Genomic DNA, 25,550 nt, shown 5'->3' on the forward strand with positions numbered 1-25,550 from the left:
AATCCTTGTCCGGGCGATGCATTGCTAAAAGCTAGAAGCTAGAAGCTAGCGGCTCACCTTTACGCCTTTGCGGCAACTTCTGCGGTCGCGGCTTCGAGCTCAACGCCCGGGCCCATCGTCGACGACAGCACGATGCGCTTCACGTACTTACCCTTGGCAGCCGAAGGCTTCGCCTTCACCACAGCCGAGATCACGCTCAAAGCATTTTCCTGGATCTTCTCGATCGGGAAGCTCAGCTTGCCCACGGGAACGTGAACCAGAGCGGTCTTGTCAGCGCGGAACTCCACCTTACCAGCCTTGATCTCAGCGATCGCAGCAGCAACATCGGTGGTCACGGTGCCGGTCTTCGGGTTCGGCATCAGGCCGCGGGGACCGAGCACCTTACCGAGCTTACCGACCGAACGCATCATGTCCGGGGTCGAGATCAGAGCGTCGAAGTCGGTCCAACCTTCCTTCTGAATCTTCTCGACGAGGTCTTCACCACCGACGAACTCTGCGCCGGCAGCTTCAGCAGCCTTGAGGTTGTCGCCCGAAGCGATCACCGCAACTACCTTCGCCTTACCGCCCAGACCGTGGGGGAGAACCACCGTGCCACGAACCATCTGGTCAGCGTGGCGGGTATCGACACCGAGACGGAGCGTCAGATCGACGGTCTCGTCAAACTTGGCAAACTTTGCCTTCTGCAGCAGCGGAATCGCTTCACCGATCGCGTAAGGACGCTGTTCGACAAGCGCGCGCGCAGCGGCGACATTCTTGGAAACTTTACGGGCCATGAACTCTCTCTTCTAATCCGTCTTCCACCCCGAATCTCCTACTCACGACTGGCGTCGGCGGAACATGCGGTGCACTGCATGGGCGTGGTTGCGACAGGGTGCCTGCATGGAAATACGCAGACAACCCTCTAAGTATGAACCATGGCGGTAATCACGTCAAGCAAACTGCATATTCTTCCTCAGTAACGATAGGATGGTGCGACATGCCCACCCCTGTTGAGATTCCACACGCCCGGCGATGGTTTTGGCTCGCCCTTGGCTTCTGCACGCTGCTGATCCTGCTCTGCACCGTTCCGTACCACTTTCCGGTTCGCCCGACGGCCTCTTTCTCCTACCTGTTCGGCTATAACAATCGCGTTGCCGTCGCGTTGGTGGCATTGGGAATTCTAGGCACGTTGGCATTCGGGCCGTCCCTCCCCGCCCCTACGACACCAGCGAGCGGGAAGCTCGCCTCGCGCACGATCCTCTTCGCCTCGATTGGCACTGCGCTGATCTGCGTCTTTTTCTACATACTGACGCGCCAACTGAATGGCTTCGATGAATCGATCTATCTGATCGACCGCGTCTGGCACGCCGCACAGGGACAACGCCCCTACGTGGACTTCGAGTATGCGTACGGAGCGGCTTTCCTGTACGGCCCCGCGCTCCTCATCCGTGGCCTCGGGCTTCCGCTTGCGGATGCCTATTGCCTTTTCTGGACGCTCGTCTCAATCGTCGGCGTTCTTATGCTCGCGCAGGTGGTGCGCTGGAGCACGGAGGGTCGCTCCTCGCATCCGACCGCCGTTTTACTCATCCTGTGGGCTGCCAACATTCCGGGCATGCTCACGACGGGGATCAACTACTCACTACTGCGCTTTGTGAGCCCCTGTTTTTTTGCGCTGCTCACCTTCCGCGCTCTTCAGGGAGCCAGCCCAAACCGTTGGCGTAACGCAGCCCTCGGCGCAGTAGGAAGCATGGCGCTCCTGCTGCTGATCTCGCCAGAACTCGCCATCGCCTTCGCTATAGGCACGGTCGCATTTTATCTGTGGAGCCTCTACCTGTCTCCAGAGCGCGAAGCGGGAGCGTGGGCTCTCGCGCTCCTGCTGGGAGACGGGTGCCTTGCTGCTCTCGCCAACCATCTTCATGCGTTCGACACCCTGAAAGCCTTCAGCCAGGGTGGCATGAACTTCCCCATCAATGCGAATCTCTTCACGTTGCTTTTCCTGCTGGCGGTGGCGATCGCCGCGTGCTACACGGCTACGGGGCTGCGGAACAGGACCCCGGACGCATGGATCATGCTCGCGGCGGTTTCTTTCCCCGCGATTCCTGCAGCGCTCGGCCGCTTCGATCCCCCTCACCTGTGGAACAACCCCTATGGTGTCATCCTCGTGGCGCTCCTTGTGGCAGCCAGCTTTCGGTCTAGCTGGAGAATCGTGGCACCGGTGGCCGCAGTGATCCTGGCTCTTTTGCCGTGCGTGGTTTCTTTCAACATTCAACGCGCCAATCTCGGGAAGGCGGCAATTCTCTTCGGTCTCGCATGGGAGCCCAAGAGCCCGGAAATCAGCGCCTTTGATCGCTGGGCGTTGCGTCGCATCGGCAAGGAACTCGGCCCTGCGGTGGCGCTGCAGAAGCTGGAAAACTACAAGGCATTCACTCACGCCACCGCGCCGACGCCCGCGAAAGCCTTCGGGCTGCCAGCCAACACCCTCTTCGAAGCACCCTACACGTATTCACCTTCGCGCTTCGGAGTGACCCATGCGCAGGAACTGCGTGACGGATACTTCTTCGGCATCCTGAACGCCGTGACGATCGACGAGTTGAAGCAGAAGATCGCCGAGATGGAGGGGCATCCCGACGCAGTTCTGCTGCTCCTGCCGGACCAGATCGGCGACTGCGCTTTCTCTGAGGACGGCCCGCGCCATTCCATCAACATCATCCTGCTGACGCGCTACACAGCTCCGCTCCGTCATCGGGACCCCGCGGAGGCCAACTTATGCCGTTACATCCGGGACCACTACCAGCTTTCAGAGCCGGCAGCGCCAGAACATTACGGGTACGAACTCTGGAGACGCAGGCCTTAAATCTTTCCGCAATTTGAAATTGACAAGTGCCAACGCCGAGGCTAATCTCAAATCCAGCGAGGCGAAGAAATGGCGAATAACGCGAGCCGCCAACCCGAACAACTGGTTCTCGGTGACCTATTCCCCATTCTTCCCTCGGCGCGCCCTTCCGGTATCGCCAAGCTCGCTGAAGCGGCCCGTCACGCCGATGACGGGCACCTGATCGAGTTTCGCGCCATGCAGGCCAAGTCGCTGATGAACTTCACCACCTCGCGTCGCATGGGATGGACGACCTGGTCGATCAACCCGTACCGCGGCTGCGAGTTTGGCTGCAAGTACTGTTATGCCCGCTACACGCATCAGTTTCTCCAGCCGGAGACGGTGGCCGCCGTCCCGCCTGGAACCTATGCGGAGCCGGAGCAGCCCTGGGCCGTCGCGTTTGAGCGAGAGATCTATCTCAAGGAGAACGCAGCGTGGCTCCTCGAGCAGGAACTGCGACGGTTCGACGGCAAGTATGAGATCGCGATCGGAACCGCAACCGATCCGTATCAGCCCATCGAGCAGCGCGTAGGCATCACGCGTTCGCTGCTGGAGGTACTTGCCAAGCGCGAAGGACTCGGCATCAGCATCGTGACCAAGTCGAGGCTGATTGAGCGCGACGTAGATCTGCTGCGCAAGATTTCAGAACGCAATCAGCTCACGGTTCACCTTACGATCACGACGACGGACACGTCACTCGCGAGGTTGCTGGAGCCGCGTGCGCCTCGGCCTGATCTGCGTTTTCTGGCGCTGCAGAACCTGCGCCGTGCGGGCATCCCCGCCGGCGTGCTCTGCTCGCCACTCATGTATGGCCTGAATGATTCGCAGGCATCTATCGACGCCGTCGCCGAGCGCGCCGCCGACGCTGGAGCCTGCTTTCTGCGGGGAGCCCCGCTGTTCCTCAAGTCGTGCTCGCGCCCTACGTATCTGAGCTTCGTTCGCGAGCACTTCCCGCAGCTTTCGGCAGAGTACGAACGCCGGTTTGCCACCATGGATTTCGCCGACCCGGCCTATCGCCGCCTGATGAGTCAACGCATCCAGTCAGCCTGCCGCCGTTACGGCCTGGAGCGCGCTGAAGAACTGGAGCGCCAGCGCAAGGGACCAAAGGCCGAGCGGTACGCCAAGAGCATGATGCAGACCGCCTAGCTCAGACCCTCCTCGCAACAAAGAAGATTTTCAGCCCCTCCCTTGGATGGGCTGTCTTTTGCTGTGTTCACTGCCAAATTTGCTGTAGAAATTACACTTCTACGATTTTCTTTGACAATCGTATAGCGATGCACATATTCTGGTGGCGGTCACCTTTGACCATTTTCTTGACGGAGGACATACCAATGCGCCCCGCTTTCTTGTTTGCTCTTGCTCTTGTAACACCCGCAGCCTTCTCCCAGACTCACGCCATGACGGTGAGCACGGACAAAGGCATCTCGCCGTCGATCCACGCTGCTGCTGCAGCCAATCCCGGCACAGCAGTCAGCCTGCCGCACAACGTTTTGCACCAGCACGTCAGCATCGTTGTCGATAAGGACTTCGCCAATCCGATGATGAATACGACCGGTGGCGATCTAAGCATCACCTTCGGCGCTCCGAACTCGCAGACCGCTCCTCGTCTTCAGACTCTCACCGGACTTTCGTTGACCCCGGCTCAGGTCGCGGCCGTTCCGCAGAAGAGCGAAGTGGATGTGCGAGTGCTCATCGATGAAGCTGGCCTCGCTGAGGCCCCTTCGGTTACGGCTTCAGCTGGCAAGACGATTGATGAAGCCGCTTTGCGCATGGTGCGTGACCTTCGCTTCGAGCCTGCAACGGTCGAGAGCAAGCGTGTCGGCGCGTACGCCACGCTGAAGATCACGGTCGAGAAGCAGTAAGACTTCGCACCGGACAAGACATAAAAGACAAGCGAGACAGAGAAGCTCGCGTTTGCTGCCAGATAAGGGCGCACCTCCGGGTGCGCCCTTGCTGCGTCGAGCGATTCAACTGGCGCAATAAAAAGCGGCCCACCATCACTGGCGGGCCGTTCTTTGCCTCCGAAGAGGCGGAAGTTATGCGACGACGTCGATGCCCATCGAGCGAGCGGTGCCGCGGATGGTCTTCGCTGCGGCTTCGATCGAAGCTGCGTTCATGTCCGGCATCTTCACCTTGGCGATCTCGATGATCTGAGCTTCGGTGACCTTGCCCTTCTTCTCCGAGTTCGGCTTGCCCGAACCCTTTTCGATGCCAGCGGCCTTCAGCAGGAGCACGGGAGCCGGCGGCGTCTTCGTGATGAACGAGAACGTGCGGTCCGCGTACACAGTGATCACGACCGGAACGGTCATGCCCTGAACTGCCGGGTCCTTGCTGGTGCGATCGTTGAACTGCTTGCAGAACTCCATGATGTTGACCTGAGCCTGACCGAGCGCGGGGCCGACGGGGGGTGCAGGAGTTGCCTTGCCTGCGACGATCTGGAGCTTGACGTAACCAGTGATCTTCTTCGGTGCCATGTTACTTACCTCATTGTGCGCGTCGTACGCGCGAATTTTGTGCTGCAGGGCCAGGAGTTAGAAGGTCCGGAGAAGCGTCCGGGCTGGTCTCCTGTGTGAAGGACAAGGGCAAATCAAAGTCTGCGAGTTAGCGTCGACAGGTTCTTTGGATTTGCATTTCGTCCCTCGAATCTCTTTGCTTACTCGACTGCCTTTTCGACATTCGAGAAGCTGACTTCGGTAGGAGTCGGACGGCCAAAGATCGAAACCATGACCTTGAGGGTCTGCTTGTCTTCGTTGATGTCGTCCACTGCACCGTTGAAGTTGGCAAACGGGCCTTCGGTGATGCGGACCGTCTCCCCCTTCTCAAACTTGAGCTTGAGACGCGGCTTCTCGCGCGTAACATCCTGGCGGTTCAGCATCGCGCTGACTTCCTGCTCGCTCAGGGCGTTCGGCTGGTCGCCGGTCTGCAAGAATCCCGTCACGCGCGGCGTGTTCTTCACTACGTGCCAGAGATCATTGTCGAGAGCCATCTCGACGAAAACATAACCCGGCAGGAACACACGATCAATCGTGTACTTCTTGCCGTTGCGCATCTCGGTGGTGGGTTCGGTCGGGATCTCGATACGACCGACCTTATCCTCGAGATGGTAAGCGCGAACGCGGCTTTCGAGCGATTCCTTCACCTTGCGCTCGAAGCCCGAGTACGCATGGATGATGTACCACTTGAAATTCTCGTTGTGCTCCGGAGCCGCTTCTTCAGCTGCTGCTTCTTCACCGGGCAGAGCGATGTGATCGCCCTCAACCTCACCGGCCATCAGCACTTCCGCTTCGAGATTCTCGTTGTTGTTGAACTCTTCTGCCATCTTGGGTTCTCTCTGAAAAGATCTCGTGAAGCTAGCGGGTAGCGTGAATGAAGAGCTTGTCGATCAGCTTGCCGATGCCAAGGTCTACGAGTTCGAAGTACGCGGCAAACACAAAAACCGTCGCGATCGTTACGATCGTTCCGTTCTTCACTTCTTCGCGGGTCGGGGTGGCGACCTTTTCCATTTCCGAGCGCGTGTCGCGCAGGAACTGCATAAAGCGCTGGGGCGCGGAAAGGTGCTGGTCGACTTCGACTTCGGTTTCGTGGGTTTCGACGACTGCGTTCGCCATGGTGCTCCTGAAACATGCGACGCTTCACTGCTGAAGACGTCCGGGGTGCGCTTAGAAAAGTTTGGCAGGGGAGCTCGGATTCGAACCGAGAAGTTCGGTTTTGGAGACCGACAGTTTAACCGTTGAGCTTACTCCCCTGTGGGAGAACGGACCGAAGCCCGTTCGCTCGCGCTTACAAGGAGTTTACTTCGTTTCCTTGTGATCGGTGTGCTTGCGGCACGTGTTGCAGAACTTCGAAAACTCGAGGCGACCGGTGGTCGTCTTCTTGTTCTTCGTGGTCGAGTAGTTCTTGTTCTTGCACTCGGGGCACTGCAGAGTGATGATTTCGCGCATGTTTTTAGACTCCTATCGTGGCCAACCGCTTCGGTTGGCTAGCAGCGTGGCCGGAGTAGCTCCAAACACGCCGCGACGCAGGGCTTGAGTCCCCTGCTGACCTTTGTACCTGAGTTTTACTGCTGGAACCGTGCGGTCAGGCTCACGCATGGCTTCATTCATTATCCACGAAAACCGCAAAAAACAAAAGAGGGCGATGAACGCCCCCTTTCGATGGGATTTTCCCGAGGCATTTGCGCTTTAGTGCGCCGTGGTGGAGAGCTTTACCGGCGTCTCCGCGTAGATGCGATCAAGCTTCGCCAGCACCGCCGGCGAGAGCCCGATGTCCGCCGCGGCGAGGTTCTCGGCAAGGTGCGCCGTCGACGACGTGCCGGGAATCAGCAGCATGTTTGGCGAGCGGTGCAGCAGCCAGGCCTGCGCCACCTGCATCGGCGTTGCGCCCATTTCGGCAGCGGCCTCGCTCAGCAAGCCCGACTGCAGCGGCGAGAAGCCGCCTAGCGGGAAGAACGGCACCCAGGCAATGCCCTGTGCGGCCATCGAGTCCAGCAGCGCGTCGTCGGCACGATGCGCGAGGTTATAGAAGTTCTGCACGCAGACGATCGGCGCAATTTTCTGCGCTGCGGCGATCTGCTCAGCGTTCGCATTGCTGATGCCAATGTGCTTCACCAGCCCCTGCTGCTGCAACTCGGCGATCGCCTCGATGCCGGGGCGGAAGTCGAAGCCTGCCTGCGGCGCATCGAGTCCGGCGCCGCGCACGTTCACGACATCGAGCGCATCGACGCCGAGGTTGCGAAGATTGTCATAGACAGTGCTGTGCAGCAATGCCTTGCTGTGGTCCTGAAACCACTCGCCCTTCATGCCGCGATACGCTCCAACCTTCGTGACGATCACGAGGTTCTTTGCGTAAGGATGCAGCGCTTCCTTGATGATCTGGTTGACCACATGCGGGCCGTAGAAGTCTGCCGTGTCGATGTGGTCCACGCCCGCGTCAACCGCGGCCTGCAACACACGCACGCACGCTGCTCGGTCCTTCGGCGGACCGAAGACATGCGGACCTGCCAGTTGCATGGCGCCGTAGCCCATGCGGTGCACCGTGAACTCTGTGCCGGGAAAGGTGAACTTCCCTGCCAACTTTGTAGCTTCTGCCATTTGCTTGCTCCTTTGCCGTCTGGTCGGCATCTGTATCGTTAGATGAAGAAAGCTTCAGGTTTGGAGTTCGCATTTGCCAGCACTCGTAGCCCCTCTCGAAAAGCAGCGTAAACAGCCGGTCCAGGCGCGTTCCACGGCCACGGTGGATGCGATCCTCGATGCATGCCTTCAGGTTTTGGTGCGGGTTGGCAAGGAGAAACTGACTACGACCCTGGTTGCGGCGCGCGCAGGAGTCTCCGTCGGAACGCTCTACCAATACTTCCCCAATAAGCGCTCGCTGCTGCAAGCGACGCTTCGTCTGCATCTGTCGCACGTCAGCCAACTCTTCGTTTCAGCATGTGCCGCGAATGAAGGACGGCCTCTCTGCGAGATGGTCACGAACGTGGCAACGATCTTCTTCGCCGCGAAGATGAAGCGACCGCAGCAAGGGCTGGCGTTGTACTCGGTGAGTGCGGACATCGACGGCATTCGACTCACCGAAGATCTCCGCGAGCGCAATGCACAGGCGTTTGAGGCCATGCTGCGCACCTCGCCGGAAAAGCTGAAGGTGGATGCCGCGCAAGCGGCCTTCATTCTGCAGTCCACGATGATCGGCATCAGCCGCCTTATCCTTGAGGCTCGTATGCCGGCGAGCGAACATGCGGCGATGCTGGAGCAATTACTCGTGATGCTCTGCGGCTATCTCGACGGTGTGCGTGTAGCGAAGTAAGCATCGCAAAGTAAAAGGCTGGCTGCGATCATTCGCAGCCAGCCTTTCGACTAGAGACTAGTGGTGTCCGCCACCACCGCCGCCCATGTGTCCGCCGCCGCCACCACCGGGGTGACCGCCGCCGGAGAAGCCTCCCATGTGCTCGCCACCAGCCGGGTGGCCAGCGTTGCCGATGTGACCGCGGCCATCGCGCGCCTCATTGCCCTGGAAGTGACCGAAGGGCTGAGCACCGCGATCCGGGAACGGACCATGGTAGCCGTAGTGCGGGTCGTAGCGGTTATCTACGTGGCCATAGAAGCCATGCGGGCCGTGGAACCACGGGCCAGCGCCAATGAAAACGCCACTGTTGAACCAGTCCGGACCATAATACCCATACGGAGCGCAGTTATACGGCGCGTAATCGTAGTAACCATAGGGGCATCCCGGTTCCACACCAATGCCGACCGAAATCTGTGCTTGTACAGGTGCTGCCGCCACAGACGCGACAAGCGCCGCGCTTACTACCGAAAGTTGTGCCAATCTTTTTACGAACATTTGCGAACCTCCGTTCACTGTTCATAGGAGTGAACACTGTTCGTACAAGGTTGTTTCGGAAGAAGCGATTACCGCTACCGCGTTCGCTTTGACGAGACCGCTACCTCTTGCGTGCGGCGCGCTTCTGCGCTTTCGCTACGGCTGCGGATTGAATGTTCAACGCATTCACGATCGCACCAATCAACCCAGGGTAAAGCGCATCCACTTCAACGCAGCGCGAGGTGTTTTGCACCTCCACGCCGCGGCGCTCGCTGCGAATCAACCCGGCTTCCCGCAGGATCTTGAAGTGCTGCGAGAGCGTGGACTTCGGAATCGGCTTCTGCAGCACATGCGCGAAGGACGAGCAGTTCTGCGAACACGTCTGCTCCGAGAGGTCCGCCAGAATCGCCACCCGGACGGGATCAGCGAGCGCATGCAGAATCGCTTCCACAGGCACATCGGCGATCTCGGGATGGAAGAGCGGACGCATCGTTCTCTTATCTTAGAGCTTTCAACGCACTGAAAGATTCTTTGTTCATTATTCCCGAACTATTGAATCTTGCACCGCGAGCGCCACATCACATTCCACGAACGCAGCAGAAAGCTCGCCGTTCGAGGAGAAGAGTCATGGGAAAGCTTGAAGGAAAAGTAGCCGTCATCACCGCCGCCACGTCAGGCATGGCGCTCGCCACCGCAAAGCGCTTCGTGGAAGAGGGCGCTTACGTCTTCATCACGGGCCGTCGGCAGGATGCGCTCGATAAGGCCGTCCAGGAGATTGGCCGCAACGTCACCGGTGTGCAGGGCGATGCCAGCAACCTCGCCGACCTCGACCGCCTCTATGCAACCGTGAAGAGTGAGAAGGGCCACATCGACGTTCTCTTTGCCAGCGCGGGACGCGGTGAGTTCAAGCTGCTGACCGACGTCACCGAAGAGCATTTCGACGAGACCTTCGACCTGAACGTACGCGGTACGCTCTTCACCGTGCAGAAGGCGCTTCCGCTCTTCCGCGACGGCGGATCCATCATCCTGAACGGCTCGATCGCCGGCATCAAGGGAACGCCACAGTTCGGCGTCTACAGCGCCACCAAGGCCGCAGTCCGATCCTTTGCACGCACCTGGTTGGTGGAATTGAAGGATCGCAACATTCGCGTCAACGTCCTGAGCCCCGGACCGATCGACACCGCCGCACTCTCCCCGCTCGGTGACGACTTCAAGGCCGCCATGGCCTCGCAGGTGCCGCTCGGCCGCCTCGGCAAGTCGGAAGAAATCGCCAGCGTCGCCCTCTTCCTCGGCTCGAACGAGTCCACCTTCGTCAACGGCATCGACCTCTTCGTCGACGGCGGCATGGCGCAGATCTAAAACCAGTAGCGCCTGAACCTGTAGCGCTTGAACCTGTAGCGCCTGGTGGCCGCCTTTCTGTGGCGGTCCATCAGGCGCGTACACTGGCGCAGTGAAGCCATCGACCAAGCTCCCCGATCCCCCACAGGAACGCACCGCGCAAGGCCGCGCCCATCGCAAGACCATTGCGCGACAACAGCTAACCGAGTGGGATCCCAAGCTACGGAAGCGCGAGCCGCTGTCGCTGCTGGACGCCGCGATGGAAGGCCGCGTTCCTTCCCTGCTCGCGCTCAAGAATCAACGCATGGCTGCGTCGCCCTTCAGCTTCTTCCGCGGCGCATTGCCGATCATGGCGTACGACCTCTCGCTGACGCCGCACACGATCATCGTGAACCAGATCTGCGGCGACGCGCATGTGCAAAATCTCGGCGCCTATGCGGGCGAAGACGGTCGCCTCATCTTCGACATCAACGACTTCGACGAAACCACGCGAGCGCCCTTCGAGTGGGACATCAAGCGCCTGGCTACGAGCATTCTGCTTGCAGGCGAGCAAGGCGGCGTGCGATCAGGCGCACGCTCGACTGCAGTGAGCGCGTTCCTGCGCGAGTACAGCACCTTGATCGTAACGCTCTCTCAATTGCCCGTCATGGAAGTGGCGCGCTACAAGGTGCATGGCATCGGTAGCGCTCAACCGATCTCCGACATTCTGCGCAAGGCGGAACGCTCGAACCCGCTGCACTCGATGGAACAGTTGCTCGAGCCGAAGACGACACGCTTTCGCTCGGAGCCTCCTGTACTGCGGCGCGTGATGGGTGCAGAGCGGCGCGCGGTGCTTGCGGCGCTGCCGATGTATCGCGAGAGTCTCGCGCCCGAACGACAACACTTCTTCGATCAGTTTCGACCGATTGACGTAGCCTTCAAGGTCGTCGGCACAGGCTCTGTCGGCCTGCGCGACTACTGCATCTTTATGGAAGGCAATGGCCCTGGTGATCCGCTTTTTCTGCAGATCAAGCAGGAGCACGCCTCGGCCTTCGCGCCGTACTTGCCGGTACCGCGCAAGCGCCTTCGTTCGGAGCTGCATCAGGGACAGCGCGTCGTAAATGGCCAGCGCAGCATGCAGTTCCAAAGCGATCCGCTGCTCGGCTGGACAAGCATCTCCGGCGAAGAGTATCTCGTGCGCCAGTTGAACGACCACAAGGCGACGCTCGATGTCACGACGCTCGACGCCGTAGGCCTGACGGAGTACGCGGAGGTCTGCGGACGCATCCTCGCGCATGGGCACGCTCGTTCCGGAGATGCCCAGCGCATCGCGGGCTACATCGGCAAGGGCAAAGCGTTCTGCAGCGCGATCTCCGAGTTCGCAGAAGCTTACGCAGACCAAAGCGTTGCTGACTGGAAGCTGTTGAAGCAGCGGCAGAAGAAGAAGTAAGTGGCGGCCTGCAAAATCTATCCCGCGATGCGTTACCCGCGCGATCAATCGACCTCCCAACACGCACGAAGGCCACCGATTTCTCGGTGGCCTTCGTGGTTTGCTGGGCCCTGGGCCCTAAGCCCTGGACCCTGCCGTTGCCTTACTTGATGATCTCGGAGATCGCACCAGCGCCGACGGTACGGCCACCTTCGCGGATCGCGAAGCGCAGGCCCTTCTCCATCGCCACCGGCGTGTGCAGCGTGACTTCCAGCGCGATGTTATCGCCAGGCATCACCATTTCGGTGCCTTCCGGCAGCTTCGCCGAACCGGTCACGTCCGTCGTACGGAAGTAGAACTGAGGACGGTAGCCGTTGAAGAACGGGGTGTGACGGCCGCCTTCTTCCTTCGACAACACGTACACTTCGCCCTTGAACACCGTGTGCGGCGTGATCGAACCAGGCTTCGCAAGCACCATGCCACGCTCCACATCGTCCTTCGCCGTACCGCGGAGCAACAGACCCGCGTTGTCGCCTGCAAGACCTTCGTCAAGCTGCTTCTTGAACATTTCAACGCCGGTTACCGTCGTCGACTGCGTGTCGCGGAAGCCCACGATCTGTGCCGCTTCGCCCACCTTGATCTTGCCACGCTCGATACGGCCCGTCACCACCGTGCCACGACCCGAGATCGAGAAGATGTCTTCGATCGGCATCAGGAACGGCAGGTCGACCAGACGGTCAGGCTGAGGAACGTTGTCGTCCACGGCCTGCATCAGCTCGTCGATCTTCTCTTCCCACTGTGCTTCGCCGTTCAGCGCGCCCAGAGCCGAACCACGGATCACGGGAACGTCGTCGCCCGGGAACTCGTACTTCGACAGCAGCTCGCGAACTTCCATCTCGACCAGGTCGATCAGTTCAGGATCTTCCACCGCATCGCACTTGTTCAGGAACACCACGATGTACGGCACGCCAACCTGGCGAGCCAGCAGAACGTGCTCCTTGGTCTGCGGCATCGGGCCGTCAGTGGCCGCCACCACGAGGATCGCGCCGTCCATCTGCGCTGCGCCCGTGATCATGTTCTTGATGTAATCGGCGTGGCCCGGGCAGTCAACGTGAGCATAGTGACGGTTCGCCGTCTCGTACTCCACGTGCGAGGTCGAGATCGTGATACCGCGCTCGCGCTCTTCCGGAGCGTTGTCAATCTGGTCAAACGACTTGAACGCGTTCTTCGGGTTGTGCTTCGAGAGAACCTTCGTAATCGCCGCCGTCAACGTCGTCTTGCCGTGATCGATGTGACCGATCGTGCCTACGTTTACGTGCGGTTTGCTACGGTCAAATTTTTCCTTCGCCATGTCTGTCTCCGTCTTTCATTCAACTGGCCGTTGCAAGGAAGCAACGGCCAGAGTGATATCTGAAAATTTTGCGCTGAGGACAACGCCTCAAGCAGAATAAACGGCTTTCGCCGTTCGCGCTCTAGTAGTACGCGTAAATCTTGAAGTACTTGTCGCGCAGATCGGTCGAGACCTTCTCGAGCGATGCGAGATAGTGCTCGCGGATCATGCCCTGGTCGCCATCGTTCAACTTGGCGTAGTTCGCTGCGGTGTCTGCGCCGAGCTTGCCAGCCTTCGCCACTACCTCGAACTCGCGGATGCGAAGTCCTGCCTTATCGAGCGACTTGAGATAAGCCTCAATGCCCTTGGCCGAGAAGTGCGAATCGATTGCGCCCTTGACGGCGCCAAACGTGGCTGCATCAGCCACCGGAATCAATGCCTGCTGAAACGTTGTGCTCAACGACTTGTCCTGTCTGTGGGAATGGGGCGGGCGAGATACTTGGAGCGGGAGACGGGAATCGAACCCGCGACCAACAGCTTGGAAGGCTGTGACTCTACCACTGAGTTACTCCCGCCTGTGAGCAGCCGCTAAGCGTCTAGCCGCCCTCGATTTGTTCTGGAGCTGATGGAGAGGATTGAACTCTCGACCTCTCCCTTACCAAGGGAGTGCTCTGCCACTGAGCTACATCAGCTTCCTTGTACAACTTTACCGCAAAACTCGTTTAACGCTTCCTACGCATTGCCAGCCAACCCATGATCACGCGGAAGGCGAAGAATGCAAGCAGCAACCAAACGACTTGCTGAAACTTGCCTGGCTCCATCGTTCGCCAGACAAGAACCGCCAGCAGTCCGAGAACTACCAGCGCAACGGCCAAACGGCCAGTGGAAGCAGGAGCCATACTCACTCGGCTAATGCCTCCGAAAAAGGAATGGTGCACAGGGAAGGATTCGAACCTTCGTAGCGACTAGCGCGGCAGATTTACAGTCTGCTGCCATTAACCACTCGGCCACCTGTGCCCAATTGTTCTTGAGATTCTGTCAGAACGACACTGCAAGGCAGGAACGACCGGACTTCTCTCGCTTCACGTGTGGGGTAGAAAACTGGAGCTGGCGAAGGGATTTGAACCCCCGACCGCCTGATTACAAATCAGGTGCTCTACCAGCTGAGCTACGCCAGCCCACACAGCAAAGCGCGCTGCACGAACTACCGCAGCGCTGTCTCTGACTGTACCACAGGCCGCCGCCAAATTTCTAACCGGTCGGTGGAGAACTCCGCAGAAACTACGGGCGCCTCCCCTCAGCCGGGCAAACTTTCCACGGCGCAGCGAAAGCGGTTCTGCGATACACTTCCGTTCATCCTCAGAACACCCATTTTCTTTTGTAGAGAAGGACCTTCCCATGCTCTTCCCCCGTCGCGCACTTGCGTGCGCGGTCTTCTGCATTTCCTCCGCTCTGGTCGCACAGTCCCCTGCACTCGATAACGCTGCCGTCGTAAAGCTTGCCAAGGCTGGTCTCGGTGAAGACCTCGTCGTGACGACGATCAATAACTCGCCCGGCCACTACGACCTCAGCGCCGACAACATGATCCAGCTCAAGAAGGACGGCATCACCGACAAGGAACTTGCCGCGATGCTGTCCAAGAACGTGAACCCGAACGGCCCTGCCCAAGCCTCTGTTGGTGCTGGTTCCACGCTTCCTGCGGGCGTGGATGAAGTCGGGGTCTACTACAAGGACATCACCGGCAAATGGACAGAGTTCGCGCCAGAGATCGTGAACTACAAGTCCGGCGGCGCACTGAAGAGCGGCTTCACCTATGGCATCGTGAAACAGGATAAGAATGGCCATATCCCCGGGAAAAAGTCGCCGACGGTGCTGACACGTCCGATCACAGTTCTTATTTACACGAGCGAAGGCACGGCCCCAAACGAGTATCAACTACTGAAATTACGTGAGAACTCGAACAATCGTGAGTTCCGGTCGGAGACCGGCGGCGTCATCCACAAATCCAGCGGCGCAGAACGTGATCGCAAGGACTTTACCTCCACCAAAATGGGGCCGCGCCTCTACACCTTCGAAGTAGGGATGGATGAAGCACCTGGCGAGTACGGCATCCTGCCTCCGGGTTCCATCACCTCCTCCAATGCAGCAAGCGCCGGAAAGATCTACAGCTTTTCCATCAAGGAATAGTTGCGACGCACAGTCGGGAAACGAGCGGAGCCGATCGCTGTTGCGATCGGCTTTCTCGTTTGCGCGCAATGCCTGCGGTGCTACCATCGTCTCCAACACGTCGCACGGCTCCCGGCCTCGGCGTTACGAGAGACTTTTGAGACACCCCACTCGCAAGCGCGGCATCGTCATCACGGTCGTCCTCCTCGTTCTGCTCGCCGCCATCGGCGCGGCTCTTCTCATTCGCGCAAAGGCCCCGCCTGAGGCCGCGCGCCTGCTGCCCGAGTCCGACGCCATCGTCTACTTCCAGCTCAAGACGCTGCGCACCGCCACGCACTTTGATCAACAACCGCTGACGCGCTCCGCCGACTTCGCGCACTTCATCGCAGCTACGGGCATCGAGCCGGAGCGTGACATCGACTATGCTGCGTTCGCGCTGCATCACATGTCCGATCCGCGTGGGCCGAACGGCCCCGTCGCGTACTCCGAGGTCTTCATCGGCCGCTTTGACGGAGAGCGCCTCGCAAACTACCTCGCATCCATGGCGACCGCCAAAGAGAACTATGCCGGGCACGATGTCTATACCGTGCCCGTGGAAGGCCGCGCGCTGCGCGTAGCGCAGCTCGGCTACGACACCGTCGTCGCCTCCAACATGCCTACCGCGGAGCAGATTCATTCGATGCTCGACCGCTGGCGCGCGTCCGCGCTTGGCACACCGGGTTCGTCGCTGCTCTCGCGTCGCTACAGCGACGTGCCTGTGCTGTCGCAGGCCTGGGGCATCGGCCACATCGGCTTGCCCTTTGCGGAGAACGGCAAGATCACGCTCCTCGGCCTGGAACTACCCGTGCCGTCGGACACCGAGCTCGTCGCCAGCGTGCGCTACGAGGGGAAAGTGCAGCTCCGCGTGAAGGAGTTCGCTCCCAGCGAGCAGGACGCCGCGACCACTGTCGAAGGCATGAACACCATGCTGAACCTCGCGAAGGGTCTCGCTGGCGCCACGCAGCAACAGGACGCCAGCGCTGTAGCCATGCGACAGATTCTCGACTCCGCGAAGGTCGAGCAGGACAAATCCTCCGCCGAACTCACGGCCTCCGCAAGCGTCGATCAACTGCGCGCGCTTACGACCTCAGCACCTTCAACCAAGTAGCTGCATCCAAGAGACCATGCGAACCCACACGATCGCCCTCGCACTCAGCTTTGCGACGCTTGCCACGGCCGCGCACTCGCAAACCGCTCCGGTTCTTACCGGTCAAGCGGCCTTCACCGACTACAGCAAAGAGAAGCCCGGCGTTCGTCGCCACTTGACCCTGGCAGACCTGCCCAAGCCGATGCCCGAAAGCTCGGTAACGAATCGACCGGAGCTCGTGCCGCGCCCCGAAGGTGCGTGGCCACAAGCTCCCGCAGGCTTCAAGGTGACCGAGTACGCGACCGGCGACTTCGTGATGCCGCGCCTCGTGCGCCCTGCGCCGAACGGCGACATCTTCCTGGCTGACTCCGGCGGCGGACGCGATGAAGACAACGGCCGCGTCATCGTGCTGCGCGGCGTCGGCGCAGACGGCAAAGCAGCTCAGCGCGAGGTCTTCGCCACGAACCTCGATCATCCCTTCGGCATCGCGTTCTTTCCTGCCGACAACCCGAAGTGGGTTTACGTCGCAAACACGACCTCGGTGGTGCGCTTCCCCTACAAGGCGGGCGACATGAAGGCGAGCGGCCCCGCTGAAGTTGTGGTGAGGGAGCTGCCCGGCTACGCCAAGCTCACCGGCGGCGGCCACTGGACGCGCGATGTTGTCTTCACCAAAGACGGCCAGCACATGCTCATCAGCGTGGGTTCTGCGTCGAACGTCGATGACAGCGATACGCATCCCACCGAGTTCCACCGCGCAGACGTGCTCGAATTCACGCCTGACGGCAAGTTCGAGAAGATCTATGCCGCCGGCATCCGCAACTGCGTTGGCGAAGCGATCAATCCGATCACCGGTGCGCTATGGTGCTCCACAAACGAGCGCGACGGCCTCGGCGACAACCTCGTGCCGGACTACATCACCAGCGTGCCCGAGGACAGCTTCTTTGGCTGGCCGTGGTGGTACATGGGCGGCCATCAGGACCCGCGTCACGCAGGCAAGCATCCTGAACTGAAGGACAAGGTTCGCACGCCGGATGTGATCCTCGAACCGCACTTCGCATCGCTGCAGATGTCGTTCTACCCGAACATCAATAAACGCGACGCGGATCATGCTGGCAACGATTTCCCTGTGGCCTTTGCTGGCGATGCCTTCGCCGCAGAGCATGGCTCGTGGAACCGCTCCAAGCGCACAGGCTATGAAGTGATCCGCGTGCCGATGAAGAACGGCAAAGCAACTGGTGAGTATGAAGACTTCCTCACCGGCTTCGTGACCGCAGATGGCAAAGTATGGGGCCGCCCTGTCGGCGTTACGGCGGCGAATGACGGCGCGCTCATCGTCACCGATGACGGCTCGAAGACCGTATGGCGCGTTGCTTACGTCGGCAAGAAGTAAGCTCTCGACAGACATGACGAAGGCCCGGATCACTCCGGGCCTTCGTCATGTCTGCGCTATGAGATGAGGTCTTCCGCGAGATGATCGAGCGTGCGTTGCGGATCGCTCGTCAGCCCCGTTCGCACCGGTGAAATCTGAATCATCGTGCTGCGCGGCGAGGTCAACCACTGAAAGCGTTCGCTCATCGAAAGCTTCGCGATCGGCCCACCATCAGCCGCGCCCTCGCAAATTTTCATCGCCGCATCGAGATGCTTGCAAATCGCCTCCATTGGCGTCTCCGGCCACAGCGAGCGCAGCTTCGCTTCGTTGACGCGCACACGCATGCCGAGGAACTTGTGCTGCTGCGAGTAGAGAATTACGCCCGCGTTCACAAACTCATCACGCTCCACGCGCGGCACCACGCGGATCACGGCGTAGTTATAGGCTCTGCGTTCGGACACGGCGAATCTCCTCTTCAAAGATAGCCGAGTGCTTCAATCGCTCCGCAAAAAATCGGGAGTACCCTTCGCGCTGATCAGCGACCGAAACGCCATCGTCCTCGGGCAAAAACTCGTCCGGAATCGCCGCGATCAGTTCGTCCAGAAACGAAGGCGTCAGCCGTTCATGCGCCCATGCCGAAGCCGCTTTTATCTCACTCGCGAACGGCAGCAGAATGTGCTGCGAGATCGGCGCGAACGCATCCACGGCCTTCTGCGGAGCGCTCGGCCAATGGAAGTGAAAGATCATCGACGCGCCATGATCGATGAGCCACAAACGCCCATCCTTCATCAGCAGATTCGCATTGCGCGGCGTGCGGTCTACGTTGCGCGTAAACGCATCGAGCCACACCACACGCGACGCCTCCTGCGCCGACACACGATCACCCGCGACAGGATCAAACACCGTCGACTGCGGCAGATACTCCAGACCAAGATTCAGCCCCGCCGAGCGCTGAAATAACTCGCGCACCTCAGGGTCAGGCTCGGACTTGCCGAACATCGCATCGAGCTCAATGCCCGCGAGATGCGGCACACGCAGCTCAAGCCGCCGGGCGATTTCGCCGACAAGAAACTCCGCCGCCAGCACGCGCGGCCCTTGCCCAGCGCCGCGCAGCTTCACCACATACTGGCGATCATCATCCGCGCCGAGCAGCGCAGGCATCGACCCGCCTTCACGCATCGAGAGCATGTAACGGTTCGCGTGTGTCCGCTCCAACATCATGGCTTCAGTGTAGCGTCAGCCCGCCTCAAGCATTCGCGCCTGCTTCTGTTTCAACTCACCCAAAAGACGCTCCACCTTTTCGTCCCGCTCTAGCACTGCGAAGCGATCTTCCAACGATTCATTCGAGAAGCTTTCGCTGGTCAGCATCTCGCGGCTTGCAGCGTTCTCGGCTTCCGCGTTTTGCAGCTTCGCCTTCAGGCGTTGCAGTGGCGACGTGCGCTTCGTCGCCGCATCGGCAGTCGCAGCCGTAGCCGCGTTCGCCTTGCTCACCATGCGCGCGCGACGTGCCTGCGCAGCCATCATCTCGCACTGCGCTTCGGTCTGCTTCAACTTCGCCTCAAGCTTCGTGTACGTCACGCGCAACGCATCTGCCTCTGCGGTTTGATCGACATACTGCTGCGCAAAGCCTTCGCCCATCTGCGTGTGCGAGAGAGAACGCTCCAACGCCGCGCGCGCCAGATCATCCTGCCCCTTGCCTACCGCAAGCTCGGCCTTACGGCTCCACTCACTCGCAAGATCGTCCTGCTCCTTGCGTTTCTTCTCCAGCAAATGCTGATCGGCAATCGCGATGGCGACCTGCGTCTTCACCTGCAACAACTGGTTCTCCATATCGAGCACCAACTGCCGCAGCATCTTCTCCGGATCTTCCGCGCGATCAATCAGGTCATTCACATTCGCGCGCATCAACATGGCAACACGTTCCATCAGGGCCATCGCAATCCTCCTTGCAAGCAGCGTGGCCGCGAAGCAGTTTCGCTTCGCGGCCACACGGGGTTAGCTTTCCTTCTTCTCGCCCTCGATCGTGGGCTTCACGCTGGTCGGCTTGTCCGTGGGACGCGTCGCCATCTCCTTCACGTTCGACATGAGATCGCTCATCTTCATGCCGCTCAGCGCCTCAAACAACGCAGGCACCTGTGCCGCAATCTCGGTGATCTCGCCGGTGAGCTTGTGCGCGCCCACCGTCTTGCCGTCGCCTGTCGAAACGATGGTGATCTTGTCCACGTTCGACAGCGGTTCCGCCATCGCACGTACGACTTCCGCCATGTTCGTCAGCAGCTTGTCGACAACCGCAGCCTGCGACCATTCCTGATACGCTTCGGCCTTCACGTTCATCGCCTTCGCTTCCGCCTCACCCTTCTGGAAGATGATCGAAGCTTCCGCTTCACCCTGCGTACGAATCGCCTGAGCACGACCTTCGGCCTCGGCAACGATACGAGCACGTTCAGCGTTTGCCATGTTCTCGATGCGCTGCTTCTCAATCTCCGAACGCTTCAAGACAGTCGCAATCAGCTCCTTCTCGTTACGCGCAATCTCGGCTTCCTGCACCTTGACCTGCGCTTCCTTCTCGACCTGCTGCACCTTCACCTGCTCGGCGATCACCTTCTGCTGCATCACATTCGTCTGCAGTTCGTAGGCTTTATCGGCCTGCGCTTCCTGGCGACGTGCAATCTCAGTGAACTGAGCCTTCTGCACATCCAGATCACGCTGCGCTTCGGCCTGCTTGGCCAACGACTGCGTCTCCGCAAGCACGCGCTCCTGGTCCGCAGCGGCCTTCGCTACAGCCGCTTCACGCAGCGCAATCGCGCGACGAATCGCCGTATCGCGCTCAGCTTCTGCAGCCGCAATCTCAGCGTCGCGACGAATACGAGCCACGTCCGGACGACCCATGTTCGTGATGTATTCATTCTTATCGCGCACCTCGCGAATCGTGAACGACACCACCTCAAGGCCCATCTTGCTCAAGTCATCCGAGCAGGTAGCGCGCATACGCTCGCCGACCATCTCCGGCTCTTTCACAATCTGCTCGACCGTGAGCTGACCGATGATGCCGCGCAGATGACCTTCCATCACGAGACGAATCAAGCCTTCGCGTTCCGCAGGCGACTTCGCCAGAAACTGCTCTGCGGCCGTCATGATGCTGGCGTTGTCCGAGCGCACCTTGATCTGCGCGACAGCTTCCACCGTCACCGCAACGCCTTGCCTCGTGTAGAGGTCCTGCGACGGAGCCACATCAAAGCTCATCAATTCGAGCGAAAGCAAGCGCGTATGCTGCACCACCGGGTACACCACCGCACCGTGGCCGATGATCACCTTCGGTCCGCCAAGACCATAGCGAATCAGCGCCTCGTTCGGGCCAGCCTTGCGATACATGCTCGCGGCAACGGCCATCAGGCCGACCAGTACCAACACACATAATCCAACAACGATCACAATCGTGTTCGACATTTACGTTCTGCCTCTCAATGCAGAGAACAACAAGAAAGTCGGTTCGGAAGCGCTGCATGTTTGCCTGCAACTGCTTCGGGTTATCGTTACGCAAGCGACCTCTGGTTCGCTCGCAGGACATCTCTATTCGCGCTCCACCGGCGTCGCTTCGCCTTCATCCATCAGGCCGTGCTGAAACTCATCCCAGCGACGTACCTGCGCGATGCCGCGCGCAAAACTCATCACAATCACCTCAGTGCCCTTCGCGATCTCGGCACCATCTACACTGCGCACGCCGACGGACCGCCGTGAGCCGTTCTGCGTGTAGAGCATCTCGCCCACGCCGCCTTCGCGCACCGGCTGCGAGATGCGTCCGAGCACGCCGACGATCTCCGTGTCCTCCGGCTCCAGCGTGCGCTCATGCTTCAACAACACGCCCGTAAGGAACCACAGCAGAATGCCCGCACCAGCAAGACCTGCAAGAATCGCGAAGCCCAGCACGACGATCGCCGTGAAGACATGCGCGCGGTGGAAGAGGTAGCCCGCGCCCCCAAACCAGCACAGAAAGCCTGTGATGGTGAACGCGTTCAGCCATGACATCGCATGGTGCTGATGCCCCGCGCCATGCCCATGACCGAAGTGAAAATGGCCAATGTGCATGTGCATCGAGCCCGAAACCACCGCGAGCAAACTGAACGCGAGTCCCAGCACAAAGCACGTCAGGTACAGCGTGTTCCAATCGAAACCGTTCATCGACTCACTCCTCTTTTTGTCGACTTCTTTGCAACGGACTTCTTCACAGCTCGTTTCACCGGAGCCGCGTCCAACGCAGCTTGCTGCGCCTTCGCCCGCTCTCCGGGATGCAGTACTTCCAGCAATCGCTCCGTCAGCCCGCCGGTCGCGAGAATGCACTCGAGCAGCAGCAAGCATTTGCGCGAGTCAGGATGATGCGAGATGGCCAACAGCGCTCGCCGCAACTCCGGGTCACGCCGAAAACGCTCGGCGCCGCCCACAAGCCAGATGTCGAGGGTGTCTTCCTGCAAGCGCACATCGCTCATCAACTCAGCGTGATAGCCGTCAGGATCATCCACGAGATAGCCGGGGTGCACCTTGAAGAACTTTGCCAGCAGCAGACGTGTGTTATTGGTCAGGTGGGGCCGCGCGCCGGACTCGATCTGCGAGAGATAGCTCTGGCTCAGCGCCTCGCGCGTTTCCGCAGCGATCGCCTTCACCAGCTCGCCCTGGGTCATGGCCCGACCCAGGCCACGCAGGCTGCCTTCCACCTCGCGCAGATAACGAATTTTGTCAGCCAACTTCATGGCTCGATCCGGCTCCATTGCGGATTGCAATCAATATATCGCAAATTGCGATATATTGCAAGATCTAGGAAAAGCCGCGCTCTGCAGCGCGGCTTCATCGTCTCTCTTAGCCTCCGGTGCCGGTGGCGCCGCCAAGTTGCGCCATCGTCGTCCGTAGATATTTATGCGGGTTCACGGCATTGCCGCGCACCTGTACTTCGTAGTGCAGATGGTTACCGGTCGTGCGCCCCGAGTGACCGACGAAGCCGATCACCTGCCCCTTCACCACCGTCTCGCCTGCCGAAACATTCCAGCCGGAGAGGTGACCGTACACGGTCTTGATGCCGTTGCCGTGGTCGATCTCGATCTCGCGACCATAGCCGTTGCCCATGCCTGCCTTCACCACGCGGCCTGGTGCTGGAGCGTGCACCGGAGTACCAAGCGGCGAACCGATGTCTACGCCCTTATGAAACTCACCCGTCCCCCCACCGATCACCGGATCTTCACGCTCGCCGAAGCCCGAGTTGATCGGGCCCATCACCGGCCACATATCGGGCGTGGCCGTGCCGGTCGCAAGATCAATCGCGCCGAGGCCGCTCAGGCCGCTGCGAATTCCGATGCTCATGTCCGGCGTGTTCGAAGGCATCAGCGCGCCGCTGGCGGCGGTGTTCTTCAGCGCGTAGAAGGTGTCCAGAGACTTGTAGTAGCTGTCGTCGGTGAAGCTCGCGGTGTCGTCCTTCAGCTTCGCATCGGCGACATTACCGACCGCATTCTTGCGACCGATGCGCAGGCCGTGGCCGAGCGGTAGCGTCAGCTTGCCCGCGGTGAGACCGTAGATCGCCGAGACCTCACTGGCCAGCGAACCAAGGCTCGCCACCTGGACGTCCTTGTCGTGCGTCTGCTTTTCGAGATGCGCGTAATCTTTGCGGCTGTTCGCGAGTTCGTCGCGGAGGTGGTTGATCGTCTCCGCTTTCGCCAACATGCGGCTGTAGGAGCCAGCCATGCCTGCGATCGTGAACATCCCCGTTATCGTCGCCGCGAGAAAAACGTAAACGTAGCGCATCGGGATGTTCACCTCTTCAGAGGTGCCATCCTCGTTCCGCGTCACGTAGACGAAATATCGCTTGCGCAATCGAATCCTGACCGGGCCGCCGAGCCGCCCTGCACCGCCAGGGGTGCACCTACTATGTTACCCCGCTGAGTTGTGACCGAACAACCAGCGGTCGATTCGCTTTCATCGCAAGCGCAGTCTCTTCAACCACATGCAACCGCCTTGCGCACGTTGGTATCCTGAGCACGATGCCGAAGCCTACCAGTACGCCCCGCGGCGAGTTCGCCCTGATCGAGCAGATCCGCCGCCGAACCGCTGGCGTGCGTTCGTCGGCAATCAGGCTTGGCATCGGCGACGACTGCGCCGTGATCGCGCCGCCCGCAGGCAGCGAGATCGTCGTCACCACGGACTTTTCGCTCGAAGGCAGGCACTTTACCCGCGATCGTCACACGCCGGAGTCTGTCGGCCATCGGCTGCTGGCACGCGGCGTTAGCGACCTTGCTGCGATGGGCGCAACGCCGCTCGCGGCCTTCCTTTCGCTCGCGCTGCCAAAGAGCCTCGCGAACAATCAGCGCTGGCTCGACGGTATGCTCAGCGGATTCGCCGCGCTGGCAAAGGACACAAGAACACCGCTGGCGGGCGGCGATACGTCACAGTCGCCCGATGACCTGATGCTCGCCGACATCATCCTGCTGGGCCACGTTCCGCAGGGCACGGCCCTTCTGCGTTCAGGCGCAAAAGCGGGCGACGCTATCTACGTCACAGGCGCTCTGGGTGGCGCAGCAGCGGAACTCGAAGCCACGCTCGCCGGCAAGCGACTGCGAGGCGACGCGCATCCGCATCTCTTCCCGCAACCTCGCTTGAAGGTTGGTGACACGTTACGCGCAAGGTCGCTGGCGACCGCGTGCATGGACATCTCCGACGGTCTCTCCAGCGACCTGCCACACCTCTGCGAACGTTCTGGCGTCAGCGCTGAAATCGAGCTTGCAAACCTTCCGCTGCACACGCTGACGGCCAAGCGCAAAGACGCTCTTGAACTCGCCCTGCATGGGGGCGAAGACTACGAACTACTCTTCACTGCGAAGCCATCGACGCGCATGCCGAGTTCGATCGCAGGCGTGTCGCTCACCCGCATCGGTACGATCACACGCCCCCGCAAGAACACACCACTCGTCACTGCGATCGCCGCTGACGGCACGCGCACCCCGCTCGAACGCGGTGGATGGGAGCACCTGCGATGACCGCTGAAGTTCACCTGACCTGGCCCGCAACCTGGAGCGCCAAGGTGCTGCGCACGCCGCCGCTCATCGCCCCCGCACGACAGTTCATGTACCCGCAGTACATTCCCGGCGAGGAAGACGCGATGACGCGCGGTGCCATGCTCGTTGAAGTGAAGCCGGCAAGCGGCGGCACGTTTCTCGCGACATGTGCGCGTGGCTTCGAATCGCCTTCTTTGCCGAGTGGTGTGTGGTCGTGCCCAAACGCCGATGCGATGCTTGCAGTTGCTGGCGGCTACGCGTACCTGATCCACATGATCGAGCCTGCGAAGTGCCTGCATGTAGAACAGCGCCCCGTCACCGAAGTGCTCGTCGCGCAGGACGCAGGCCTGATCCTCCTGGCGGGATTCCAGAACATTGTCGCGCTCAACGCCAGTGGCGTTGCGTGGACGAGCGCACGGCTCACCTGGGAGGGCATCACCCTGGGCGAAGTGCGCGATGGCTCGCTCCACGGCACGGGGTGGAACATGATGGATGACCGCGATGTGCCGTTCGTGCTCGATCTCGCCACGGGCCAACATACCGGCGGAGGCTTCTAAACAGCAGTCCGCAGGCGGTGAAGCATATCTCGCTTCTGAGGTATGTGTTTGCGGGATTC

Annotated in this window: 28 protein-coding genes and 5 tRNA genes; 11 read left to right on the forward strand and 22 right to left on the reverse strand. The window is 60.3% G+C overall.

The features are described 5' to 3' along the window. Positions 1 to 59 precede the first annotated feature (59 nt). Positions 60 to 773, reverse strand: coding sequence for a 50S ribosomal protein L1 (gene rplA, locus OHL11_RS10760; RefSeq protein ID WP_263371512.1), 714 nt, complete (start codon positions 771 to 773; stop codon positions 60 to 62). Positions 774 to 976: 203 nt separating this feature from the next. Between rplA and OHL11_RS10765 the strand changes: the two genes are divergently transcribed. From OHL11_RS10765 to OHL11_RS10775, 3 genes are all read left to right on the forward strand, one after another. Continuing rightward, positions 977 to 2,833 (forward strand): hypothetical protein, encoded by a 1,857-nt coding sequence (locus OHL11_RS10765; RefSeq protein ID WP_263371513.1) that lies wholly within the window; start codon positions 977 to 979, stop codon positions 2,831 to 2,833. Positions 2,834 to 2,902: 69 nt separating this feature from the next. After that, positions 2,903 to 3,997, forward strand: a complete 1,095-nt coding sequence (locus tag OHL11_RS10770) for an SPL family radical SAM protein (protein ID WP_263371514.1) — start codon at positions 2,903 to 2,905, stop codon at positions 3,995 to 3,997. Between the two features lie 185 nt (positions 3,998 to 4,182). Then, positions 4,183 to 4,713, forward strand: coding sequence for an energy transducer TonB (locus tag OHL11_RS10775; protein ID WP_263371515.1), 531 nt, complete (start codon positions 4,183 to 4,185; stop codon positions 4,711 to 4,713). 174 nt (positions 4,714 to 4,887) lie between these two features. Here OHL11_RS10775 and rplK read toward each other — a convergent pair whose 3' ends face one another. From rplK to OHL11_RS10805, 6 genes are all read right to left on the reverse strand, one after another. After that, positions 4,888 to 5,325, reverse strand: coding sequence for a 50S ribosomal protein L11 (gene rplK / locus OHL11_RS10780; protein ID WP_263371516.1), 438 nt, complete (start codon positions 5,323 to 5,325; stop codon positions 4,888 to 4,890). A 179-nt stretch (positions 5,326 to 5,504) separates the two neighbouring features. Continuing rightward, positions 5,505 to 6,170 (reverse strand): transcription termination/antitermination protein NusG, encoded by a 666-nt coding sequence (gene nusG / locus OHL11_RS10785; protein ID WP_263371517.1) that lies wholly within the window; start codon positions 6,168 to 6,170, stop codon positions 5,505 to 5,507. 31 nt (positions 6,171 to 6,201) lie between these two features. After that, positions 6,202 to 6,459, reverse strand: coding sequence for a preprotein translocase subunit SecE (gene secE / locus OHL11_RS10790; RefSeq protein ID WP_263371518.1), 258 nt, complete (start codon positions 6,457 to 6,459; stop codon positions 6,202 to 6,204). A 62-nt stretch (positions 6,460 to 6,521) separates the two neighbouring features. Further along, a tRNA-Trp gene (locus OHL11_RS10795) sits at positions 6,522 to 6,597 on the reverse strand. Positions 6,598 to 6,642: 45 nt separating this feature from the next. Beyond that, positions 6,643 to 6,792 carry a 50S ribosomal protein L33 gene (gene rpmG, locus OHL11_RS10800; protein WP_263371519.1) on the reverse strand — a complete coding sequence of 50 codons (150 nt, stop codon included), beginning with the start codon at positions 6,790 to 6,792 and terminating at the stop codon, positions 6,643 to 6,645. Positions 6,793 to 7,032: 240 nt separating this feature from the next. Then, on the reverse strand, positions 7,033 to 7,941 hold the full coding sequence (locus OHL11_RS10805) for an oxidoreductase (RefSeq protein ID WP_263371520.1): 909 nt from the start codon (positions 7,939 to 7,941) through the stop codon (positions 7,033 to 7,035). Between the two features lie 73 nt (positions 7,942 to 8,014). Between OHL11_RS10805 and OHL11_RS10810 the strand changes: the two genes are divergently transcribed. Then, positions 8,015 to 8,650, forward strand: a complete 636-nt coding sequence (locus OHL11_RS10810; RefSeq protein WP_263371521.1) for a TetR/AcrR family transcriptional regulator — start codon at positions 8,015 to 8,017, stop codon at positions 8,648 to 8,650. 57 nt (positions 8,651 to 8,707) lie between these two features. Here the strand turns inward: OHL11_RS10810 and OHL11_RS10815 are convergent, their stop codons facing one another. Together OHL11_RS10815 and OHL11_RS10820 are read right to left on the reverse strand one after the other, a co-directional pair. Continuing rightward, on the reverse strand, positions 8,708 to 9,184 hold the full coding sequence (locus OHL11_RS10815) for a hypothetical protein (RefSeq protein ID WP_263371522.1): 477 nt from the start codon (positions 9,182 to 9,184) through the stop codon (positions 8,708 to 8,710). A 100-nt stretch (positions 9,185 to 9,284) separates the two neighbouring features. Beyond that, entirely contained in the window at positions 9,285 to 9,653 is a 369-nt protein-coding gene (locus tag OHL11_RS10820) for an ArsR/SmtB family transcription factor (RefSeq protein ID WP_263371523.1), read from the reverse strand. A gap of 137 nt (positions 9,654 to 9,790) precedes the next feature. Between OHL11_RS10820 and OHL11_RS10825 the strand changes: the two genes are divergently transcribed. Together OHL11_RS10825 and OHL11_RS10830 are read left to right on the forward strand one after the other, a co-directional pair. Continuing rightward, on the forward strand, positions 9,791 to 10,522 hold the full coding sequence (locus OHL11_RS10825; RefSeq protein WP_263371524.1) for an SDR family NAD(P)-dependent oxidoreductase: 732 nt from the start codon (positions 9,791 to 9,793) through the stop codon (positions 10,520 to 10,522). Between the two features lie 91 nt (positions 10,523 to 10,613). Continuing rightward, the gene (locus OHL11_RS10830; RefSeq protein ID WP_263371525.1) at positions 10,614 to 11,930 is read left to right on the forward strand and encodes a DUF2252 domain-containing protein; all 1,317 of its coding nucleotides are present in this window, start codon (positions 10,614 to 10,616) and stop codon (positions 11,928 to 11,930) included. Positions 11,931 to 12,072: 142 nt separating this feature from the next. On the opposite strand, the gene tuf is transcribed toward OHL11_RS10830, so the two are convergent. The 6 genes from tuf to OHL11_RS10860 all read right to left on the reverse strand — a co-directional run bounded on the left by tuf (position 12,073) and on the right by OHL11_RS10860 (position 14,417). After that, positions 12,073 to 13,260, reverse strand: a complete 1,188-nt coding sequence (gene tuf / locus OHL11_RS10835; protein ID WP_263371526.1) for an elongation factor Tu — start codon at positions 13,258 to 13,260, stop codon at positions 12,073 to 12,075. 121 nt (positions 13,261 to 13,381) lie between these two features. Continuing rightward, positions 13,382 to 13,699, reverse strand: coding sequence for a hypothetical protein (locus OHL11_RS10840; protein ID WP_263371527.1), 318 nt, complete (start codon positions 13,697 to 13,699; stop codon positions 13,382 to 13,384). A 40-nt stretch (positions 13,700 to 13,739) separates the two neighbouring features. Further along, positions 13,740 to 13,814 (reverse strand) — tRNA-Gly (locus tag OHL11_RS10845). 42 nt (positions 13,815 to 13,856) lie between these two features. Next, a tRNA-Thr gene (locus OHL11_RS10850) sits at positions 13,857 to 13,931 on the reverse strand. Positions 13,932 to 14,169: 238 nt separating this feature from the next. Next, positions 14,170 to 14,256, reverse strand: a tRNA-Tyr gene (locus tag OHL11_RS10855). A gap of 85 nt (positions 14,257 to 14,341) precedes the next feature. Then, positions 14,342 to 14,417, reverse strand: a tRNA-Thr gene (locus OHL11_RS10860). Positions 14,418 to 14,637: 220 nt separating this feature from the next. Between OHL11_RS10860 and OHL11_RS10865 the strand changes: the two genes are divergently transcribed. The 3 genes from OHL11_RS10865 (at position 14,638) to OHL11_RS10875 (ending at position 17,921) form a co-directional block, all read left to right on the forward strand. After that, positions 14,638 to 15,426, forward strand: a complete 789-nt coding sequence (locus tag OHL11_RS10865) for a hypothetical protein (protein ID WP_263371528.1) — start codon at positions 14,638 to 14,640, stop codon at positions 15,424 to 15,426. A 136-nt stretch (positions 15,427 to 15,562) separates the two neighbouring features. Continuing rightward, positions 15,563 to 16,552 carry a hypothetical protein gene (locus OHL11_RS10870; RefSeq protein ID WP_263371529.1) on the forward strand — a complete coding sequence of 330 codons (990 nt, stop codon included), beginning with the start codon at positions 15,563 to 15,565 and terminating at the stop codon, positions 16,550 to 16,552. A gap of 16 nt (positions 16,553 to 16,568) precedes the next feature. Continuing rightward, on the forward strand, positions 16,569 to 17,921 hold the full coding sequence (locus OHL11_RS10875) for a PQQ-dependent sugar dehydrogenase (protein WP_263371530.1): 1,353 nt from the start codon (positions 16,569 to 16,571) through the stop codon (positions 17,919 to 17,921). 56 nt (positions 17,922 to 17,977) lie between these two features. On the opposite strand, the gene OHL11_RS10880 is transcribed toward OHL11_RS10875, so the two are convergent. From OHL11_RS10880 to OHL11_RS10910, 7 genes are all read right to left on the reverse strand, one after another. Continuing rightward, positions 17,978 to 18,361 (reverse strand): DUF3037 domain-containing protein, encoded by a 384-nt coding sequence (locus OHL11_RS10880; protein WP_263371531.1) that lies wholly within the window; start codon positions 18,359 to 18,361, stop codon positions 17,978 to 17,980. Then, entirely contained in the window at positions 18,339 to 19,121 is a 783-nt protein-coding gene (locus OHL11_RS10885; protein WP_263371532.1) for a HipA family kinase, read from the reverse strand. Before OHL11_RS10885 ends, OHL11_RS10880 begins: the two co-directional genes overlap by 23 nt. A gap of 15 nt (positions 19,122 to 19,136) precedes the next feature. After that, a complete protein-coding gene (locus tag OHL11_RS10890; RefSeq protein WP_263371533.1) occupies positions 19,137 to 19,835 on the reverse strand; it encodes a PspA/IM30 family protein in 699 nt (232 codons plus the stop codon). A 60-nt stretch (positions 19,836 to 19,895) separates the two neighbouring features. Continuing rightward, positions 19,896 to 21,347, reverse strand: coding sequence for a flotillin family protein (locus OHL11_RS10895; RefSeq protein WP_263371534.1), 1,452 nt, complete (start codon positions 21,345 to 21,347; stop codon positions 19,896 to 19,898). A 123-nt stretch (positions 21,348 to 21,470) separates the two neighbouring features. Then, positions 21,471 to 22,079 carry an NfeD family protein gene (locus tag OHL11_RS10900; protein WP_263371535.1) on the reverse strand — a complete coding sequence of 203 codons (609 nt, stop codon included), beginning with the start codon at positions 22,077 to 22,079 and terminating at the stop codon, positions 21,471 to 21,473. Next, the gene (locus OHL11_RS10905; protein ID WP_263371536.1) at positions 22,076 to 22,645 is read right to left on the reverse strand and encodes a helix-turn-helix domain-containing protein; all 570 of its coding nucleotides are present in this window, start codon (positions 22,643 to 22,645) and stop codon (positions 22,076 to 22,078) included. Before OHL11_RS10905 ends, OHL11_RS10900 begins: the two co-directional genes overlap by 4 nt. A 106-nt stretch (positions 22,646 to 22,751) precedes the next feature. Further along, positions 22,752 to 23,756 carry a M23 family metallopeptidase gene (locus OHL11_RS10910; protein WP_263371537.1) on the reverse strand — a complete coding sequence of 335 codons (1,005 nt, stop codon included), beginning with the start codon at positions 23,754 to 23,756 and terminating at the stop codon, positions 22,752 to 22,754. Between the two features lie 167 nt (positions 23,757 to 23,923). Here OHL11_RS10910 and thiL point away from each other — a divergent pair, with 167 nt between their 5' ends. Together thiL and OHL11_RS10920 are read left to right on the forward strand one after the other, a co-directional pair. Beyond that, positions 23,924 to 24,916: a thiamine-phosphate kinase gene (gene thiL, locus OHL11_RS10915; RefSeq protein WP_263371538.1), complete on the forward strand. Its 993-nt coding sequence runs from the start codon at positions 23,924 to 23,926 to the stop codon at positions 24,914 to 24,916. Further along, positions 24,913 to 25,491 (forward strand): hypothetical protein, encoded by a 579-nt coding sequence (locus tag OHL11_RS10920; RefSeq protein WP_263371539.1) that lies wholly within the window; start codon positions 24,913 to 24,915, stop codon positions 25,489 to 25,491. Before thiL ends, OHL11_RS10920 begins: the two co-directional genes overlap by 4 nt. Positions 25,492 to 25,550 lie beyond the last annotated feature (59 nt).

It is taken from the genome of Granulicella cerasi (assembly GCF_025685575.1).
In the GTDB taxonomy this organism is placed as follows: domain Bacteria; phylum Acidobacteriota; class Terriglobia; order Terriglobales; family Acidobacteriaceae; genus Granulicella; species Granulicella cerasi.

Excerpts from the sequence above, each read along its gene's own strand:
- rplA (WP_263371512.1), bottom strand. The coding sequence starts at position 773 with ATGGCCCGTAAAGTTTCCAAGAATGTCGCCGCTGCGCGCGCGCTTGTC.
- OHL11_RS10765 (WP_263371513.1), top strand. The coding sequence starts at position 977 with ATGCCCACCCCTGTTGAGATTCCACACGCCCGGCGATGGTTTTGGCTC.
- OHL11_RS10770 (WP_263371514.1), top strand. The coding sequence starts at position 2,903 with ATGGCGAATAACGCGAGCCGCCAACCCGAACAACTGGTTCTCGGTGAC.
- OHL11_RS10775 (WP_263371515.1), top strand. The coding sequence starts at position 4,183 with ATGCGCCCCGCTTTCTTGTTTGCTCTTGCTCTTGTAACACCCGCAGCC.
- rplK (WP_263371516.1), bottom strand. The coding sequence starts at position 5,325 with ATGGCACCGAAGAAGATCACTGGTTACGTCAAGCTCCAGATCGTCGCA.
- nusG (WP_263371517.1), bottom strand. The coding sequence starts at position 6,170 with ATGGCAGAAGAGTTCAACAACAACGAGAATCTCGAAGCGGAAGTGCTG.
- secE (WP_263371518.1), bottom strand. The coding sequence starts at position 6,459 with ATGGCGAACGCAGTCGTCGAAACCCACGAAACCGAAGTCGAAGTCGAC.
- rpmG (WP_263371519.1), bottom strand. The coding sequence starts at position 6,792 with ATGCGCGAAATCATCACTCTGCAGTGCCCCGAGTGCAAGAACAAGAAC.
- OHL11_RS10805 (WP_263371520.1), bottom strand. The coding sequence starts at position 7,941 with ATGGCAGAAGCTACAAAGTTGGCAGGGAAGTTCACCTTTCCCGGCACA.
- OHL11_RS10815 (WP_263371522.1), bottom strand. The coding sequence starts at position 9,184 with ATGTTCGTAAAAAGATTGGCACAACTTTCGGTAGTAAGCGCGGCGCTT.
- OHL11_RS10820 (WP_263371523.1), bottom strand. The coding sequence starts at position 9,653 with ATGCGTCCGCTCTTCCATCCCGAGATCGCCGATGTGCCTGTGGAAGCG.
- OHL11_RS10825 (WP_263371524.1), top strand. The coding sequence starts at position 9,791 with ATGGGAAAGCTTGAAGGAAAAGTAGCCGTCATCACCGCCGCCACGTCA.
- tuf (WP_263371526.1), bottom strand. The coding sequence starts at position 13,260 with ATGGCGAAGGAAAAATTTGACCGTAGCAAACCGCACGTAAACGTAGGC.
- OHL11_RS10865 (WP_263371528.1), top strand. The coding sequence starts at position 14,638 with ATGCTCTTCCCCCGTCGCGCACTTGCGTGCGCGGTCTTCTGCATTTCC.
- OHL11_RS10875 (WP_263371530.1), top strand. The coding sequence starts at position 16,569 with ATGCGAACCCACACGATCGCCCTCGCACTCAGCTTTGCGACGCTTGCC.
- OHL11_RS10885 (WP_263371532.1), bottom strand. The coding sequence starts at position 19,121 with ATGATGTTGGAGCGGACACACGCGAACCGTTACATGCTCTCGATGCGT.
- OHL11_RS10890 (WP_263371533.1), bottom strand. The coding sequence starts at position 19,835 with ATGGCCCTGATGGAACGTGTTGCCATGTTGATGCGCGCGAATGTGAAT.
- OHL11_RS10895 (WP_263371534.1), bottom strand. The coding sequence starts at position 21,347 with ATGTCGAACACGATTGTGATCGTTGTTGGATTATGTGTGTTGGTACTG.
- OHL11_RS10900 (WP_263371535.1), bottom strand. The coding sequence starts at position 22,079 with ATGAACGGTTTCGATTGGAACACGCTGTACCTGACGTGCTTTGTGCTG.
- OHL11_RS10905 (WP_263371536.1), bottom strand. The coding sequence starts at position 22,645 with ATGAAGTTGGCTGACAAAATTCGTTATCTGCGCGAGGTGGAAGGCAGC.
- thiL (WP_263371538.1), top strand. The coding sequence starts at position 23,924 with ATGCCGAAGCCTACCAGTACGCCCCGCGGCGAGTTCGCCCTGATCGAG.
- OHL11_RS10920 (WP_263371539.1), top strand. The coding sequence starts at position 24,913 with ATGACCGCTGAAGTTCACCTGACCTGGCCCGCAACCTGGAGCGCCAAG.